The 16,644-nt window shown below is 76.7% G+C and carries 17 protein-coding genes; 8 read left to right on the top strand and 9 right to left on the bottom strand.

Annotated features, from left to right (window positions below; genetic code table 11):
* Window positions 1–12: 12 nt before the first annotated feature.
* Together ACFPBZ_RS18340 and ACFPBZ_RS18345 are read right to left on the bottom strand one after the other, a co-directional pair.
* Entirely contained in the window at window positions 13–1,419 is a 1,407-nt protein-coding gene (locus ACFPBZ_RS18340) for an amidase (protein ID WP_378037554.1), read from the bottom strand.
* Window positions 1,416–1,739, bottom strand: coding sequence for a putative quinol monooxygenase (locus ACFPBZ_RS18345; protein WP_378037537.1), 324 nt, complete (start codon window positions 1,737–1,739; stop codon window positions 1,416–1,418). Before ACFPBZ_RS18345 ends, ACFPBZ_RS18340 begins: the two co-directional genes overlap by 4 nt.
* 91 nt (window positions 1,740–1,830) lie before the next feature.
* On the opposite strand from ACFPBZ_RS18345, the gene ACFPBZ_RS18350 reads away from it, so the two are divergent.
* Window positions 1,831–2,661: a helix-turn-helix domain-containing protein gene (locus ACFPBZ_RS18350; protein ID WP_378037538.1), complete on the top strand. Its 831-nt coding sequence runs from the start codon at window positions 1,831–1,833 to the stop codon at window positions 2,659–2,661.
* Window positions 2,658–3,077, top strand: a complete 420-nt coding sequence (locus ACFPBZ_RS18355; protein ID WP_378037539.1) for a VOC family protein — start codon at window positions 2,658–2,660, stop codon at window positions 3,075–3,077. The genes ACFPBZ_RS18350 and ACFPBZ_RS18355 overlap by 4 nt, the downstream gene beginning before the upstream one ends.
* 8 nt (window positions 3,078–3,085) lie before the next feature.
* Here the strand turns inward: ACFPBZ_RS18355 and idi are convergent, their stop codons facing one another.
* The 5 genes from idi to ACFPBZ_RS18380 all read right to left on the bottom strand — a co-directional run bounded on the left by idi (window position 3,086) and on the right by ACFPBZ_RS18380 (window position 6,814).
* Window positions 3,086–3,679 carry an isopentenyl-diphosphate Delta-isomerase gene (idi, locus tag ACFPBZ_RS18360; protein ID WP_378037540.1) on the bottom strand — a complete coding sequence of 198 codons (594 nt, stop codon included), beginning with the start codon at window positions 3,677–3,679 and terminating at the stop codon, window positions 3,086–3,088.
* A gap of 43 nt (window positions 3,680–3,722) precedes the next feature.
* Window positions 3,723–4,397, bottom strand: a complete 675-nt coding sequence (locus ACFPBZ_RS18365) for a hypothetical protein (RefSeq protein WP_378037541.1) — start codon at window positions 4,395–4,397, stop codon at window positions 3,723–3,725.
* On the bottom strand, window positions 4,394–5,311 hold the full coding sequence (locus ACFPBZ_RS18370; RefSeq protein WP_378037542.1) for a hypothetical protein: 918 nt from the start codon (window positions 5,309–5,311) through the stop codon (window positions 4,394–4,396). The genes ACFPBZ_RS18365 and ACFPBZ_RS18370 overlap by 4 nt, the downstream gene beginning before the upstream one ends.
* A complete protein-coding gene (locus ACFPBZ_RS18375) occupies window positions 5,308–5,763 on the bottom strand; it encodes a hypothetical protein (RefSeq protein ID WP_378037543.1) in 456 nt (151 codons plus the stop codon). Before ACFPBZ_RS18375 ends, ACFPBZ_RS18370 begins: the two co-directional genes overlap by 4 nt.
* A gap of 109 nt (window positions 5,764–5,872) precedes the next feature.
* Entirely contained in the window at window positions 5,873–6,814 is a 942-nt protein-coding gene (locus ACFPBZ_RS18380; RefSeq protein ID WP_378037544.1) for a methionyl-tRNA formyltransferase, read from the bottom strand.
* A gap of 106 nt (window positions 6,815–6,920) precedes the next feature.
* Between ACFPBZ_RS18380 and ACFPBZ_RS18385 the strand changes: the two genes are divergently transcribed.
* The 3 genes from ACFPBZ_RS18385 to ACFPBZ_RS18395 all read left to right on the top strand — a co-directional run bounded on the left by ACFPBZ_RS18385 (window position 6,921) and on the right by ACFPBZ_RS18395 (window position 8,920).
* Window positions 6,921–8,192, top strand: coding sequence for a type VII secretion protein EccB (locus ACFPBZ_RS18385; protein WP_378037545.1), 1,272 nt, complete (start codon window positions 6,921–6,923; stop codon window positions 8,190–8,192).
* 93 nt (window positions 8,193–8,285) lie between these two features.
* Window positions 8,286–8,615: a WXG100 family type VII secretion target gene (locus ACFPBZ_RS18390; protein WP_378037546.1), complete on the top strand. Its 330-nt coding sequence runs from the start codon at window positions 8,286–8,288 to the stop codon at window positions 8,613–8,615.
* A gap of 11 nt (window positions 8,616–8,626) precedes the next feature.
* Window positions 8,627–8,920 carry a WXG100 family type VII secretion target gene (locus ACFPBZ_RS18395; protein WP_378037547.1) on the top strand — a complete coding sequence of 98 codons (294 nt, stop codon included), beginning with the start codon at window positions 8,627–8,629 and terminating at the stop codon, window positions 8,918–8,920.
* 78 nt (window positions 8,921–8,998) lie between these two features.
* Here ACFPBZ_RS18395 and eccCb read toward each other — a convergent pair whose 3' ends face one another.
* Window positions 8,999–12,955 (bottom strand): type VII secretion protein EccCb, encoded by a 3,957-nt coding sequence (gene eccCb, locus ACFPBZ_RS18400; RefSeq protein WP_378037548.1) that lies wholly within the window; start codon window positions 12,953–12,955, stop codon window positions 8,999–9,001.
* Between eccCb and ACFPBZ_RS18405 the strand changes: the two genes are divergently transcribed.
* On the top strand, window positions 12,948–14,399 hold the full coding sequence (locus tag ACFPBZ_RS18405) for an EsaB/YukD family protein (RefSeq protein WP_378037549.1): 1,452 nt from the start codon (window positions 12,948–12,950) through the stop codon (window positions 14,397–14,399). The two genes, eccCb and ACFPBZ_RS18405, sit on opposite strands and share 8 nt — an antisense overlap.
* Here the strand turns inward: ACFPBZ_RS18405 and ACFPBZ_RS18410 are convergent.
* Complete coding sequence (locus tag ACFPBZ_RS18410) at window positions 14,396–14,698, bottom strand: hypothetical protein (RefSeq protein WP_378037550.1); 303 nt, start codon at window positions 14,696–14,698, stop codon at window positions 14,396–14,398. The genes ACFPBZ_RS18405 and ACFPBZ_RS18410 overlap by 4 nt on opposite strands.
* A gap of 146 nt (window positions 14,699–14,844) precedes the next feature.
* Here ACFPBZ_RS18410 and ACFPBZ_RS18415 point away from each other — a divergent pair, with 146 nt between their 5' ends.
* Window positions 14,845–16,017, top strand: coding sequence for an RtcB family protein (locus tag ACFPBZ_RS18415; RefSeq protein WP_378037551.1), 1,173 nt, complete (start codon window positions 14,845–14,847; stop codon window positions 16,015–16,017).
* A 109-nt stretch (window positions 16,018–16,126) separates the two neighbouring features.
* Window positions 16,127–16,644 (top strand): hypothetical protein (locus ACFPBZ_RS18420; RefSeq protein WP_378037552.1); only part of this gene is annotated, 518 nt, incomplete at its 3' end.

Here is a 16,644-nt window from a genome sequence, read left to right on the forward strand (position 1 = left end):
ACGTCGCTGACATCAGGCGAGACCCGGCGGCCGGGCGCGGGCCCCGGTCGCCGCCTCGTGGGTGAGCGCGACCTCGAGCACCCGGCGGTCGCCGCCCGGCGGCCCGATGAGCTGCACGCCCACCGGGAGGCCCTCGGCGGTGAATCCCGCCGGCATCCCCAGGACCGGCACGCCCGCCATCGACCACGGCGCCACCGTCTCCATCCAGCGGTGGTAGGTGTCCATCGGCCGGCCGGCGATCTCCCGCGGCCACGTCACGTCGTGCGGGAACGGGTGCACCTGGGTCGCGGGGGCGAGCAGGACGTCGAACCGCCCGAACATCCCGACGACCGCGCGGAACCACTCCGCGCGCACCGCGGCGGCCCGGTGCACGTCGAGCGCGGACGTCGCGAGGCCCGCCTCGATCTCCCACACGAGCTCGGGCTTGAGCAGCTCGCGGCGCTCCAGCAGCGGCGCCATCTCGCAGGCGTTCCACCAGCGCCACACCAGGAAGGCGTCCCAGAGCCGGTCGAGGTCGAACGCCGGGACGACGTCCTCCACCTCCGCCCCGAGCCCGGCCAGCACGTCGGCCGACCCGGCGCGGGCCAGGTCGAGCAGGCCGGGCTCCGTCGCCAGCCGACCATCCAGGTCGCCGAGCCAGCCGACGCGCAGCCCCGCCGGGTCGGCCGGCGCGAGGTCGGTGAGGTCGAGCGGGTCGGCGCGGTCGAGCGGGCCGACCGGGGGGCCGTCGGTCAGCACCCCGAGCAGGGCCGAGAGGTCGGCCACCGAGCGCGCCATCGGCCCCGCCTCGCCCATCTGCGCGACGAAGCCGGGCACGCCGGGCACGCGGCCCCGCGAGGGCCGCAGCCCGTAGACCGAGCACCACGCGGCCGGGTTGCGCAGCGAGCCCATGTAGTCGCTGCCGTCCGCGGCCGGGAGCATCCGCGTCGCGAGGGCCGCGGCCGCGCCGCCGGACGAGCCGCCGACGGTGCGGGTCGGGTCGTACGGGTTGAGCGTCGTCCCGTACACCGGGTTGTAGGTCTGGGAGCCGAACCCCATCTCCGGGGTGTTGGTCTTCCCGACGAACACCGCCCCGGCCGCCCGCATCCGCGCGACGTGCGGCGCGTCGACCAGCCCCACCCGGTCGGCGAACACCGGCGACCCCGCCGTGAACCGCAGGCCCTCGACCTCGGCGAGGTCCTTGACGGCCTGCGGCACCCCGTGGAGCACGCCGCGGTGGTGCCCGCGCGCCAGCTCGGCGTCGCGGACCGCGGCCTCGTCGAGCACGGCTGCGGGGTCGCGGCGCGCGACGACGGCGTTGACCGCCGGGTTCACCCGGTCGATCCGCTCCAGCGTCGCCGCCGCGACCTCGACGCACGAGACCTCGCGGGCCCGGATCGCCGCCGCCAGCTCGACGAGGCCCAGCTCCGGGACGCTCAGCGCGGCTGCACCTCACCCATCTCGCCCCAGCCGTTCCCGTCGACGCCCTGCACGCTGACGATCTTCGGCGTGCTGGCCACGTAGTCGGGCGCCTCGGCGACGAACTTCTTGAAGTGGTCGGAGTTCACGTGGTCGCCGCCCGCGTCGTCCTGGAACGCCTCGACCAGCTGGTAGGTGTTCTCCTCCTCGAGGCTCTTGCTCCACTCGAAGAAGATGTTGCCCGGCTCGGACCGCGTGGCCTCGGTGAACTCCTTCGAGAGCTCCGGCCACCGGTCGGCGTACTCCGGCTTGATCGTCCACTTGACGGCGATGAAGATCATGCCCGGATCCTGACACGGACGTGGCCCCGCGCACACCTCCTCCGGGGTTCGGGCTGGTCGGTCGGCACGTCGGGCGCCCACACTGGCTCCCGTGCAGCACGGGCCGGTGAGCTACCACGCCTACGACGTGCGCCTCGCCGCGCCCGGCACCCACCGCGGGCTGCCGTCGCCGACCCTGACCTTCGTGCTCCCGATCGGGCCGGACCTGGAGCTGGAGGCCCCCGACGGCACCCGGGCGCACTTCCGGGCGTGTCTCGCGGGCCTGCACGCCGCCCCGGAGCGGATCGTGCACGACGGCGTCCAGACCGGCATCCAGCTCTCCGTGCCCCCGCTCGCCGCCCGGGCCCTGTTCGGCCTGCCGGCCGCGGAGCTGGCGGGGGTGTCGGTGGAGGCGGCCGACGTCCTCGGCCGCGTCGGCGACGAGCTGGTCGAGCGCATCGGGACCGGCGACACGTGGACGGAGCGCTTCGCCGCCCTCGACGACGTCCTCGACCGGCTGCGACGGACCCACGACGACGGCCCGGCGACCTCCGACGAGGTCCGGCACGCCTGGGCGCGGGTGCTCGCGGGCCGCTCGGTGCGCGCGACCGCCCGCGAGGTCGGGTGGAGCGAGGACCACCTCTCGCGCCGCTTCCGGGCCGAGTTCGGGGTGGGGCCCAAGGTCGCGGGGCGGTTGGCGCGCTTCGACCGGGCCCGCCAGGACATCACCTCCCGCGCGATCGCCGGCCGGCTCGACCTCGCCGACGTCGCGGTGGTCCACGGGTTCGCCGACCAGGCGCACCTGGCCCGGGAGTTCCGGGCCCTGGCCGGGTGCTCGGCGACCCGGTGGGTGGCGGAGGAGGTCCACGGCGGCCTCGTCGGTCCCGCGATCGGTTCCGTCCAAGACACCGACCCCGCCCCGACGCCAGGCTGGGCGGCATGAACCAGCACACCCCTCCGGCCCAGGTGTGGCCGACGCTGCGCGCCCGCGACGCCCGCGCCCTCATCGACTTCTACGTCTCGGCGTTCGGGTTCACCGAGACCGTCGTGTACACCGGCGACGACGGCGGCGTCGCGCACGCCGAGCTCGCGTGGCCGCCCGGCGGCGGGATCATGATGGGCCAGGAGCGCGACGAGCCGGGGAACGCGTGGTCCCTGTCCCCCGGGACGTTCGGCGGCTACGTGGTCACCCGCGACGCCGCGCACACCGACGAGGTCTGGGCGCGCGCGGTCGCCGCCGGGGCGAAGCCGGTCGCCGAGCCCTACGACACCGACTACGGCTCGCACGACTGCACCCTGCTCGACCCCGAGGGCAACCACTGGCAGTTCGGGACCTACCCGGGTCACCCGACGGGCTGACGGGCGGGTCAGGCGAGCCGGGCCGCCGGGGGCAGGGCCGTGGCGTCGCCCTCGGGCCACGACAGGGGACCCTCCCCCAGCGTCGCCAGCTCCTCGACCTGCTCGACGCACCACGGGGAGAGCCCCGGCCAGGACCGGTCGCGCACCGCGGAGACGAGGTCGCCCCACGGCACCGCCCGCACCTCGTCGACCTCGTCCGCCTCGGGCTGCGCGGTCCCGGTCGCGGAGGCCACGAACACCGGGCACATCTCGTGCTCGACCACCCCGTCCTGCTCCGCGCGGTAGCGGAAGCCGGGCAGCACCAGCCGAGGCGGGCCCACGTCGAGCCCCAGTTCCTGACGACCGCGGCGGCGCACGGCGGTGTCCAACGGCTCGTCGGGGGCGGGGTGGCCGCAGAAGCTGTTGGTCCAGACCCCGGGGAACGTCCGCTTCGTCGCGGCGCGGCGGGTCATCAGCACCCGGCCGTCGTCGTCGACGAGGTAGCAGGAGAACGCGAGGTGCAGCGGGGTGTCGGCGTGGTGCACCCCGGTCTTGTCGGCGGTGCCGAGGGCGGCGCCGGCGGGGTCGAGGAGGACGACCAGTTCGGGAGGAGCAACGGTCACGGCGACCACTCTGGTGGAACCTCCCGGATCCTGCAGGTGAGCGCTACAGCAGGCACGGCCCCGCCCGGGTGGTCAGTGCCGGGCTCCAGGGCCCGGTCCAGGCGCCGACGACGCCGCGGACCCGGAGGTACACGGTGGTCGGCAGGATCGCGCGCACCGTCACCGTCGCCGAGGTCGCGGCGGTGGTGCCCGCGGCCACCGGGTTGGCGAAGTCCGCCGTGGTGGCGGCCTGGAACTGGTAGCCCGCCGCCCCCGTCGACGTCCAGCTCAGGGTGGCCGCGGCCGCCCCGAGGCCGGTGACGACCCCGCTCGTCGAGCTCGTCGGCGGCGCCACCGTGGTCGTCGTGGTGGTCGTGGTCGCGGCGGCCGGGGCCGGGACCGAGGTGGTGGGGGTCACCGACGGGGTGGTCGTCGGCGCGGCGCTCGAGGGCGTCGTCGTCGGGACCGTGGTGGTGGTCGCCGCCAGGGGCGCCGCCGGTGCGGTGGTGGTCGGCGCGGCCGCCGGGAACGCCTCGACCGCCCGATCGCCGCCGGCGAACCGGGGTGCGGCGGCCGTGGACCCGCAGCTCCAGGCGGTGGCGGTGGCGGTGGGGGCGGTGAGTGCCCCGGCGCGGGCGGTGACGGTGCCCGGCCCGCTGCTCGTCCACGCGGCGAACGCGACGCCGCCACCGGCGAGGAGGGCCCCGACGGTCAGGAGGGTGACCAGGGCGCGGCTCACGGTGCACTCACCGCCGCGACGGTGACCGGCACCGAGAACGTCGCGCCCTGGCAGCCCGACTCGGAGGCGGTCGACATGGCGACCGCGCCGGGGAGGGTCAGCGTGGTGCTCGCCCCCTTGACGAGGAGGAGGGTGGGCGGGGTCTGGGCGGTGAAGCTCACCCCGGTGGTGGCGCAGGTCCCGACGCCGCCGGACGCGGTCACGGCGCCCGCGGGGGCGATCGAGGTGACCCGCACCCGGTAGGGGTTCGGGTTGGTGAGGGTGACGACCGCGGTCCCCGTGGTGCCGGGGGTGAGCAGGCCGGAGGTGACGGCGCTGCCGGCCACGGTCGTCGTCGTAGGGGCGAGCGCGGTGCCCGCGGAGACGCCCGGGCGGCCCGTCCCGGAGAACAGCCACGCCGCGACCGCGATCCCGGCGGCGCCGAGGACGGCGGCGACGGCCGCGAGGGCGATCACGAGCGCGCGGCGCGACATCCGGGCGCGCCCCAGCGGCCACCACCGGCGCCGGCGGCGCGACGGGGTGGTGGGTTCGTCGTCGACCGGGACCGGCCCGGTGCCGTCCGGACGAGGCGCGCGGGCGCGCTCGAGGGTTGGCGCCGGGGTCCCCGCCGGCGGGGTGGGACGCGGCTCGCGGCCCCGGGGCACCACCGGGATCAGCCCCGGGACCGTGCCCGGCGGCGGGAACGCCCCCGGGGGCACGGCGAAGGCCGCGCCCCCGGGACGCGACGGAGATGTCGCGGAGGCCTGGGCCGTGAAGGGCCGGGTGACGGTGTCGTCGGGCGGCGGCTGGACGCCCGTCGCGCCGGGGCGGCGCGACGGGGCGAGATGGCGTGGGCGTCTGCCCGGCAGCGGGATCGGCCCCGTCCGCTCGACCGGGCCGCGCCCCTCCCGCTGGAGCAGCGAGTCGACCCTCACCCGGCCGCGGAGGCGAGCTGGGCGGTCAGCGGCATCGTGAACGTCTGGCCCTGGCAGGAGTTCGCCGGGTCGGCCGCCATGGTGGCGGTCAGGGGGTAGTTCACCGTGCCGTTGGGCGCGATCGTCCCGGCCGGGTTGGCGACGGCCGGGCTCGTGACGGTGCCGGCGGGGCAGCCGCCGCTGGTCACCTCCGAGGCGCTCGCGCTGATCGAGACGACCTTCACCGGGTAGGGGTTCGGGTTGTTGATCGTCACCGTGTAGGTGCTCGTCGAGCCCGGGTAGAGCTGCGCGCCCGGGGTGTTGGAGCTGATCGTCGAGTTCACGGCCACGCTGGAGGTCGTCTGACCGGAGCCGGAGCCGCTGGAGAGGTACGCGGCGAACGCGACGCCCGCGCCGGCGAGCACGAGCAGGACCCCGCCGAGGACGGCGAGTCGTTTGCGGGTGGCAGTCATGGGATCGGTCCCCCGAGGTGGTTCCGGGACATGACGGTCATGTCCCGGAACGTCGACCTCGCCGCGACCTCGTCGTGACGCGCTGTCACCGCATGGTGTGGTCCGTGTTTCAGCCGAGGTAGTCGCCCATGCGCCGGAAGTAGTCCCCGGCGACGTACTCGACGCCGTCGGAGTCCTTGACCCGCTGCAGCACCAGACCGTGCTGGTCGCCGCGCCAGGAGTCGGGGCCGGCCACCACGATCACGCCGCGGCCCTCGCGGGCGAACACCCGGCCGTGGTTGCCGCCCGCGCGGTTCGTCGAGACGCTCGCCTCGAGGACGCGGAGCCGGCGGCCCTCGTGCAGGCACCACGCGTTCGGGTAGGGCCCGGTCTGGGCGCGGACCAGGTTGACGAGGTCCTTCGCGGAGCGGTCCCAGTGGATGCGGTTGTCGGGGTCGGCGCGCTTGTGGAAGAAGCTCGCGTGCTCCGGGTCCTGGCGCTGCCAGTCGAACGGCCCGAACTCGACGCGGTCGAGCGCGTCGACCGTCAGCGGGCCGAACAGTTCGACGGTGCGGTGGAACAGGTCCTCGGTGGTGTCGGTGGCGGTCACCGGGACGGTCCGCTGGGTGATGATGTCGCCGCGGTCGAGGTCCGCGTCCATCCAGTGCGCGGTGATGCCCACCTGCGACTCGCCGTTGATCAGCGCCCAGTTGAGCGGGGAGAAGCCCGCGTACTTCGGGAGCAGCGCGTCGTGGGTGTTCACGGTGCCGCGCGGCGGGGCCCCGAACACCTCCGGGGAGATCCAGGTGCGCCAGTTGCAGGCCACCCCGATCTCGGCGCCGTGCTCGGCGATCGCGGCGACCAGCTCGTCGTCCACGGCCTTGTCCCGGTAGAGCACCGGGATGCCGTGCTCCCGGGCGAGGTCGGCCACCGGCTCCTGGAAGATCGACGGCTCGTGCTCACCGAGGCTCTCCGGGTGGCTCACGCAGAGCACCACCTCGTGACGGGTCTCTAGCAGGCTCGCGAGCAGCCGCGCTCCCCACTTCTGGTAGCCGAACAACACCACGCGCACGGTCGCCTCCTCGCCCCCCTGGTCAGGTGAGGCTCACCTTATCCACAGCGAGCAGTTCTCCCGAAGCGCACCTGCCGCGCATGATCGACTGTCAGCATCGGTGGCCGTGGCGGGCAGGCGCGAGCTCATCGAGTCCGAGGACTTCCAGCGCCGCCGGGGCGTCGCCGCGCTGGTGCGGGGGGACACCCTCGCGATCGAGGATGTCCCGCGGCGGCCGAACGCCGCGCTGGTCGCAGGCCTCGTCGTCGTGGTCCTGCTCGCCGCGGGGTCGGCCGCCACCGCGTTCCTCACCGGCCGCGCGCCCGACGGGTGGCGCGACGAGGGCAGCCTCGTCGTCGACCGGGAGTCCGGCGCGCGCTACCTCGCGATCGACGGCGTGCTGCGGCCGGCGCCGTCGCTCACCGCGGCGATGCTCGCCGGCGGCCGCCGCGGGCCGGTGCTCGTCCCGCACGCCCGGGTCCTGACGATGCCGGTCGGCACCGCCCTTCCCGACGACGGCCTGCCGCAGGTCCCCCCGGCCCTCGGTCCCCCGGTGCCGCCGGCCGCCTGCGCCACGGGGCCCGACCGGGTCGCCGCCTACGCCGGTGCGGTGCGCGCGTCCCCGACCGCCGACTCCGGGTTCCTCGCCCGCGCGTCGGGGACGTCGGAGACGGTGCTGCTGGCGGGCGGCCGCTCGCACCTCGTCGACCCGGCCGCGCTCCCGACCCTCGGCTGGAGCCCCGGCCAGGTGCGGGAGGTCCCGGGCCCGTGGCTCGCGCTCCTCCCCCGCGCCGGCGTGCTGTCGCTGCGCCAGGCGCCCGGTCCCGTCGTCGCCACCACCGAGGGAGCGCGGTACGTGATCGACCGCGGCCGGGCGCGGCTGGTCGCCGACGCGACCACGGCCCGCCTGCTGCCGTCCCCGGCCCGCACGATGGTCCCCGACGAGGTCCTGCGCCTGCCGCCCGGGCCGGTGCTCGGCGTCCCGGACGTACCGAGCGAGCCGCCGGTCGTCCCGGCGCGCGAGGACCCGGTCGTCCCGTGCGTGGTGGGCGGCGGGCAGGGGCCCCGGCTGCAGGTGGCCGCGTCCGTCGACGCCGCCGGGCTCGTGGCGGGCCCGGAGCGCCTGCTCGCCGGCGGGGAGCGGCCGGTGCGCGTGACGTGGCACGTCCCGCCGGGCGGGGGCGCGCTGCTGGCCCCGCCGGAGTTCGATCCCGGGCGCCGACCCGCCGGTCGCGAGGTCGACGAGGGCATGGTGCTGGTCGACGCCGGGCTCGGGTTCCCGGTCGCCGACGACGAGGCCCTGCGTGCGCTGGGCTACGACCGCGGCCGGGTCCTGCCGCTGGGGCGACCCTGGTTCGCGCTGCTGGCGGCCGGTCCGCGTCTCGTCGTGACGGACTGAGTTCCGGGCAGAGCTTTCGTCAAAGCGCCACCACGGCGCCGGCGGCTTCGTCATGGTGGGACGCGACCGGAACCCGACCCGGGAGGGGCCCACATGGCGGGGCAGTACGACGTCTCGATGGGCGCGATGGCCCAGACGCAGTCGCGGATGGTGGCCACCGTGGCCGACATCCGCTCCGAGCTGACCGCCCTGCGCGGCCGGCTCGGCGCGCTCGAGGGCCAGTGGATGGGCGACGGGAACACGGCGTTCACCGGCGCGCACGCCCGCTACGAGGCCGCGAACCAGAAGTTGAACCAGGCCCTCGACACCATCTCCGGTCTCGTCCAGCGCGCCCACACCGGCTACGACTCGAGCGACGCGGACGCGAGCGCCCGCCTCACGCAGTCGGGGTCGGGCATGGACGTCACCGTTCCCGGCTTCTGAGGAGGACCACCATGGCCGACCGGATCAAGGTCTCCTTCGGCGCGCTCGACACGGCCGTCGCCGACGTCCAGGGCGGCGCCCGGGCGATGGAGCAGCGGATGCAGCAGCTCCGGGCCGACGTCGCCCCCATGCTCTCCACGTGGGACGGCGCGGCGCGCGAGTCCTACGCCGCGGCGCAGCAGCAGTGGGACGCGGGCTGGGCCGAGCTGCAGGACGCGCTCGCGCAGCTCGGGCAGGCCACGGCGGGCGCGAACCAGGGCTACACCGACGTGGAGCGCGCGGCGGCGCAGTCGTTCCAGGTGTAGCCGAGGGAGCGAACGGCACGTCCGCTGCTTCTACGCGCGCGAGCGGCCCGCTCGCTCCGGCGGGCCGGGGCCGGGGGGTCAGCCGTCGGCCTCCGGCACCCACCCCACCTGCACGAGCTGCGGGTCGGCCCGCCGCGTCACGTACTGCGCGCGGCCGGCGGGCAGGTCCGTCGCCCGCACCCCGTGCAGCAGCGCGCCCTCCTCGCGCGGCCCGGAGAGCAGCAGGCCTGGGCCGCCCAGCTCGCGCAGCCGCCGCGGCACCGGCTGCAGCATCCCGCCCGCGGCCCCGGCCGCCGAGCGCGCGAGCACCACGTGCAGCCCGATGTCGCGGCCCTGCGGGAGCAGGTCGAGCAGGGCGGTGAGCGGGTCGCCGCCGGGGGTCGCGACGAGGTCGTGGTCGTCCACCACGACGAGCATGTGCGGCCCCTCCCACCAGGCCCGCGCGCGCAGCCGGGCGGGCGTGACCTCGGGCCCGGGCAGCCGCGCGGCCATCTTCTCCGCCGCCACCGGCAGCGTCCGCTCGGCGGCCGGGGCCGACCCCAGGTACACCGAGAGGTGCTCGGGCGGGACGGCGTCGAGAAGGGTGCGGCGGTAGTCGACCACCAGCACCCGCAGCTCCTCGGGCGGGTGCGCCGCGCACAGCGCCGCGACCACCGCGCGCAGCGCCGCGGTGCGCCCCGACCCGGGGTCGCCGAGCACCAGCAGGTGCGGGTCGCGCCCGCCGAGCAGGTCGAGCGGCAGCGGCGCGAGGTCGTGCTCCCGTAGCCCGATCGTCCCCGCGGGCAGGTCGGCGAGCGGCACCAGCGACGGCAGCATCCGGACCGGCGGCGCCCCGTCGCCCGCCCACGCGGCCGCGACCCGCCGGGCGGTGGTCGCGGCGTCCTCGGTGCGCCCGGCCCCGTCGGTGAGCACCGGCAGGGCGAGCTGGGCGCGGAACCCGGCACCGACGAGGGCGCGCCCCGGCGTCGCGGGCACGGTGCGGGCGGCGCGGCGGTCGATGACGGAGTCGGCCGAGTCGCCGAGGCGCAGCTCGATGCGGGTGCCCAGCGCGTCGCGCAACGCCGGGCGCATGTCCCACCAGCGGCCCGCGGCGACGACGAGGTGCAGGCCGTAGCCGAGGCCGCGGGTCGCGAGCGCGGTGAGCCGCGGCTCGAGGTCCTCGAACTCCGCGCGCAGCGCCGCCCAGTCGTCGACCAGCAGCAGCACGTCGGTCCCGGGACCCGGCGCCGCGGCCACGGCGACCTCCACCCCGGGCTCGTCGGGCCGGCGCAGCCGCTCCACCGACTCGAGGCCGTGCTCGGCGAACCACCGCTCCCGCTCGCCCACCAGCGTCTCGAGCTGCGCGACCAGCCGGCGCACCACCTCGGGGCGGTGCCGGCCCGCGACCCCGCCGACGTGCGGCCACGCCTCGAGCGCCGCGAGGGAGCCGCCGCCGAGGTCGATCGCGTAGACGCTGAGCTCGTCGGGGGTGTGGGTCAGCGCCGCGGCCGTGACGAGGGTGCGCAGCGCGGTGCTCTTCCCGGTGCGGGGCGCCCCGACGATCCCGAGGTGCCCGCCCGGCCCGGACAGGTCGACCACCAGCGGCTCCCGGGCCTGCCGGTCGGGGCGGTCGACGGTGCCGAGCGGGATCGCGAGCGGCCCGGGGCGTGACGCGAGCAGGCCCCGTCCGGCGGTGAGCGCGGGCCGCGCGAGCACGGCCGAGAGCGGGAGCGCCGCGGGCAGCGGCGGGAGCCAGACCTGGTGGACCGCGGGGGCCGCCGTCGCCAGCCGGTCGACGACGACGTCGAGGGTCGAGCGCCGCCCGGGGTCGGACAGGTCGAGCCCGAGGGCCGGCATCGCGGCGTCGTCGTCGGCGCCACCGCGCCCGTCGAACGCCCGGAACACCCGCGCCCGGGGCCGCGCCGTGCGGGTGGTCGACGGCTCGACGTAGGGCGCGGACACCGTCGCGACCCGCAGCCGCCGGTACACGCTGGTGTCGACCTTGAGGTAGGCCGAGCCGGGCACCGGCGGGAGGTCGAAGGCGTCGGAGTTGCCGATGACGGTGCGGCTCTCGGCGGCCGAGAAGGTGCGCAGGGCGAGGCGGTAGGACAGGTGGGAGTCGAGCCCGCGCAGCCGCCCCTCCTCGAGGCGCTGCGTGGCGAGCAGCAGATGCACGCCGAGCGAGCGGCCGACGCGCCCGACCTGCACGAACAGGTCGATGAAGTCGGGCTGGGCGGCGAGCAGCTCGGAGAACTCGTCGACGATGACGAGCAGGTGCGGCAGGGGCGCCTCGGCGGTCCCCCCGCCCGAGAGCCGCAGGCGGCGGTGCTCGCGGATGCCGGTGAGGCCCGCGTCGCGCAGCAGCTGCTCGCGGCGGCGCAGCTCCGAGCGCAGCGCGTCGCCGAAGCGCTCGACGGTCTCCGGGTCGTCCTCCAGGTCGGTGATCGACCCGGCCAGGTGCGGCAGGCCCGCCATCCCGGCGAAGGTGGCGCCCCCCTTGTAGTCGACCAGGACGAGGGCGAGGTCGTCGGGCGGGTGGGTCGCGACGAGGCCCGTGACGAGCGTCCGCAGCAGCTCGGACTTCCCCGAGCCGGTCGCGCCGACGACGAGCCCGTGCGGGCCCATGCCCGAGAGCGCCGACTCCTTGAGGTCGAGCTCCACGGGCACGCCGTCGGCGTCGACGCCCAGCGGCACCCGCAGCAGCTCCTGCTCGGAGCGTCGCGCCCACGTCCGCGCCGGGTCGAGCACCGCGACGTCGTCCACCCCGAGCAGGTCGGCGAGCCCGCTCACCTCGGCGAGCGCGGTGCGCCCCGCACGGCGGGAGAGCCGCAGCGGGGTCAGCCGCCGGGCGAGGGTCTCGGCCTCGGCGAGGCCCAGGACGTCGGGCACGAGCCGGTCGAGGGTCGTCAGCGCAGCGAGGTGCGCGGGCGGGCTGCCGTCGCGGCCGCGCCGCACCTCGATCGCGGCGTCGGACCCCACGTGCACCGTGACGTCCGTGTGCGCGGGACGGTCGAGCGGGTCGGTGAGGACGTGCACCGTCCCGACGCCCAGCCCGGCCAGCTCCCCCAGCGGGTCGGGCACGGGGAGGGGCCCGTCGACGACGACCACCAGGGCGGGCCCGGCGGTCGTCGGGACGGTCCCGGGGCGGGCGCCGCGGCGGCGCCGGTCGAGCTCGGCGGCGAGCAGCCGCAGGAGCGCGGGCGGGTCCTCCGCGACCATCAGCCCGGTGCCGTCCGGGCCGCCGCCGGAGGGGTGGCGGGCGTGCGGGAGCCACTTCGCCCACTCCCAGGCCGCGCGGGCGGCCTCGTCGGGACAGCAGATCGCGAGCCGCACGTCGTCGGGGGCGTGCAGCGCGGCGAGCTGGGCGACCATCGCGCGGACGAGCGCCCGGGCGCGGGCCGGGTCGCCGACGACGGCCACCGCCCCGCGCACCGGGACCGCCACCGGCACCTCGGGCACGGGTCCGAGACGCTCCACCAGCCGGCGGGCGGCCGCCTCGGTGCCGGGGTCGCGGGGCTCGTCGGGACGGGCGTCGGGCAGCTCGGGCGCCGCGATGCCCGGCACCCGGGCGCGGCCGACACGCAGCCAGCCGAAGTCGGGGTCGTCGGGCCGGCGTTCCCACAGCCGCTCCGCGCGCTCGGGGAAGCCGAGCAGCAGCGGCGGGTCGGGGTGCTGCTCCTCGGCCACGCGGCGCTGGTCCTCGCCGGCGGAGCGCAGCGCTGCGCGCACCTCGGCGAGGTGCGCGCCGTAGCGCAGGCGCGTATCGGTGCCCTGCTCCGCCGATCGCCCGCGGGTCTGCAGGATCATCATCAGGCCCATGCCGAGGGCGCCGAGGACGAAGATCCCGCCCGCGAGGAAGTAGACCGGGTTCCGGTTCACGATCGCGAACACGAGGATGCCGCCGCTGCCGAGCAGCGGGACCAGCGCGTACGTCCACGGGGCGGTCGGGCCCCCGCCGCCCGACGCGGGCGGGTCGGCCAGGCGGACGGGCCGGGGAGTCGGCCGAACCGGCCCCCCGCGCGGGGGTCGGTGGACCAGGATGTCGTTCATGGCCATGGCCCGTCAGCCCGTCCCCGCGACCGGCAGCCCGGACACGGGTGCGCGGGAGCTGCCGGCCGGTGAGGGCACCTGGTGCACCGTGCGGGTCCGGGGACCCGAGGGCGCGGTGGACGCCGCGCTGCCCGCCGGCGCGAGCGTCGCCGAGGTGGTCGACGAGCTCGCCGGGCGGCTGCTGCCCGGGGCACCGCTGGTGCGTGGCGCCGACGGGCGGCCGTGGTACCTGCACCGCACCGGCGCGGGCCCGCTGCCGCCGGGGGTGTCGCTGGAGACGGCCGGGGTGCGCGACGGCGACGTGCTGCACCTCGGGCCGTGGCCGATGCCGCGCCCGGCGCAGCCGGTGGACGACGGCCTCGTCGCGCTCGCCGAGGGCGCCGCGCAGGTCTCCCGCTGGACGGTGCGGCGGGCGGCCGTGCTGGTGACCGCGCTGCTCGTCGTGGTGACGGGGGTGGCGGCCGGGCTGTCGCTCGCGCTGCCCGGCGGGCCGCTGGTGCCCCTCGCGCTCGCGCTGATGCTGCTCGCGGGGGCGGTCGTGCAGCGACGGAGCCGCCCGACGGTGCGCCTCGACGAGGAGCCGGCCCCCGACCTGCCGACCCTCGGGGCCGGGCTGGCCTCGCTGAGCGCGTGGGTGGGCGCGGGCGTCGCCGGCGGGCTGGTGACCGGCGGCGGGACCGCGTTGGTGCTGACGCTGGCCGGGGCCGGGCTGGCCCTGGGCGCCGGGCTCGCCTGGCTCGCGGTGGGCGAACGCGGGGCGTGGTGGGCCGCGGCGGGGACGCTCGGCGGCGGGGTGGCGCTGCCGTCCGCGCTGGTCGCCGGCGGGGTCCTGGCCGCGCCGCGGGCGATCGCCGTGGTGCTGACCCTGTGGCTCGGGCTGCTGCTCGCCCTGCCCTGGCTGGTGACCCGCAGCCGCACCTGGACCGACCCGACCGACGACCCGGAGCTCGTGGAGCACGCGGCGGCCACCCGGCGCACGCTCGACGCGGCGGCCCTCGCGGGCGGGGTCGCGGCGGGTGCGGGCCTGTGGGTCCTCGCGACGTCGGCGGCGGGCGGGGGCATCGTCCTCGGCTTCTGTGCGGCCGTGTCGGTCGCGGCCCTGCTGCGGGCGCGGCGGTCGGTGTTCGTCATGGAGTCGGCCTCGGCGGTCGGGGCGGGCGTCGTCGGCCTCGCGGGGGTGGGATGGGCGCTGGCGCTCACCGGTGGGCCGGGGTCGCGGGCCGTCGTGGTGGCGGCCGCGGTGGCGGCGGTCGGCCTGCTCGTGGGGCTCGGCGGGGCGCTGCGGGCCGCGGCCGCGGGGGCCGACGGCGTCGTCGCCTGGTGGCACCGGCCCCGCACCCAGCGGCTCCTCGGCCGGCTCGAGACCACCGCCGCGGTGGCCGTCCTCCCCCTGCTCGCGGGCGTGCTGGGCATCTACGCGGCGGCCGCCGACGCGGGGGCGCGCCTCTAGAGCGTGCCGTCGAGACGGCGGCCCGCGGCAGCGTCGGACGACTGGTAGTTCGCCGCCGCCGCGGTGACGGCCGCCGACGACGCCTCGACCGCGGCCGCCAGCTCCTGCGCCTTCGCGGCCAGCTCGGCACCGAGGGCCCCGAGCGCCCCCGCGAGCGCGCCGCCGTTGACCCCGCCCGAGGCCGACGCCGCCGCCCCCGACGCCTCTCCCCCGGCCGCTCCCAGCCGGCTCCCGGCCGACGACAGCTGCGCGGCCCCGCCCTGCATCGCCCCCGTGGCGGCGTCGAACGCCTGCGTCATCGCTGCTCCCGTTCCTCGTCGGTCTCCGCACGCTAGGTCGGGCCCGCGGGGCGTGGGTGCGCTTTCGGACAAGCCGGCCCGCTAATTGCGGCGCGCGAACGGGCGGCGGCTTCCTACAGTTCGGCCGTCACGTGAGGGGGACACACATGGAGCGGATCAACGAGCGCCTGGTGAACTGGGCGTCGATCCTCGACGACAGGGCACGCGAGCAGGCGGAGACGGCGTCGACCCTCCCCTTCGTCTTCCCGCACATCGCCCTGATGCCCGACGCGCACCTCGGCCGCGGCGCCACGGTCGGCTCCGTGATCCCCACCCGGCGGGCGATCATCCCGGCGGCGGTGGGCGTGGACATCGGCTGCGGCATGGCGGCGGTGCGGACCCAGTTCACCCGCGACCGGCTCGTCGCGAAGGGCTCCCTGCAGCCCCTGCGGGAGGCGATCGAGCGGGCGGTCCCGCTGAACGCGGGCCAGCAGAACCGCACGATCGTCGAGACCGCGGAGCCGCGCGTGCAGGAGCTGACGGAGCTCGCGGAGAAGGCGCGGCTCGACCCGGCGTCCTACAAGAAGGACTGGGCCCTCCAGCTCGGCAGCCTCGGCTCCGGCAACCACTTCATCGAGGTGACGGTCGACGAGCTCGACCGGGTGTGGCTGTTCCTGCACTCCGGGTCCCGCGGCGTGGGCAACAAGATCGCGCAGCGGCACATCAAGGTCGCGCAGGACGCCGTGACCCGCTGGTGGATCGAGCTGCCCGACCGCGACCTCGCCTACCTCGTCGAGGGCACCGACGAGTTCTGGGCCTACATCCGCGAGCTGCGGTGGGCCCAGCGCTTCGCGCTCCTCAACCGCGAGGAGATGATGGACCGGGTGGTGCGCCAGACCGGTGAATTCGTCGGCGAGCCGGTCGAGGAGCAGGAACGCATCAACTGCCACCACAACTACACCGAGCAGGAGACCCACTTCGGCGAGAAGGTCTGGGTGTCCCGCAAGGGCGCCATCAACGCCGAGCAGGGCCGTCCCGGCCTCATCCCCGGCTCGATGGGCACGGCGTCCTACGTCGTGACCGGCAAGGGCGACGAGCTCAGCCTCACCAGCTCGCCGCACGGCGCCGGCCGCGCGTACTCGCGGACGAAGGCCCGGAAGACCTTCACCGTCGAGCAGCTCCGGGAGGCGATGGCGGGGATCGAGTACCGGGACTCCGAGGCGTTCCTCGACGAGATCCCGGGCGCCTACAAGGACGTGGACGTCGTGATGGCCGACGCCGCGGACCTCGTGGAGGTCCGGCACACGCTGCGCCAGATCGTCAACGTCAAGGGGTCCTGACCCCTCGGGGGCAGGTCCGGTCCCGGCCGGGCCTGCCCTTCCCGACGATGCGTCGTCGGCTTTCTCGTTCCGGCCGTGACTGTCGGACCTTCGAACTAGTATTCGAGTCATGACCGCGGTGCTGGAGACCGAGACCCCCGGCGGTGACCCCTTCGACGGGGTCACCCCCGGGGTCGAGCTCGGTGCCGCCCTCGCCGCGGTCGACCCGTCTGGACTGGTCGGGCAGGACGCGGCGGCGTGGATGCGCGCGATCGCCCGGCAACGCAACCACTACGACTGGCAGCTGTTGGGCGCGATCCAGGAGGCCTGCCGCTCCCGCGCCGACACCACCACCCGCTACCGCACCGACGAGTTCGCCCCGCACATCGCCGCCGCCGGGCTCGGCTGGTCGCAGACCATGGCCGCCCGACGCCACGAGCTGGCCTACTTCGCCCGCGACGCCGTCCCCGCCCTGGGCGAGGCGATGCGCACCGGGGTGCTCGAGGAGCACAAGGCCGGCATCTTCCACTCCGCCCTGGAAGGCCTGGAACTGGAGCAGTGCGCGCGGGTGGTGGAGATCGTGCTCCCCGAGGCCCGGGGTTGGGGTATCAGGCGTTGCGGCTGCGGATCCTCGAGGTCGCCCGCGAC

It is taken from the genome of Actinomycetospora atypica, from assembly GCF_042653685.1.
In the GTDB taxonomy this organism is placed as follows: domain Bacteria; phylum Actinomycetota; class Actinomycetes; order Mycobacteriales; family Pseudonocardiaceae; genus Actinomycetospora; species Actinomycetospora atypica.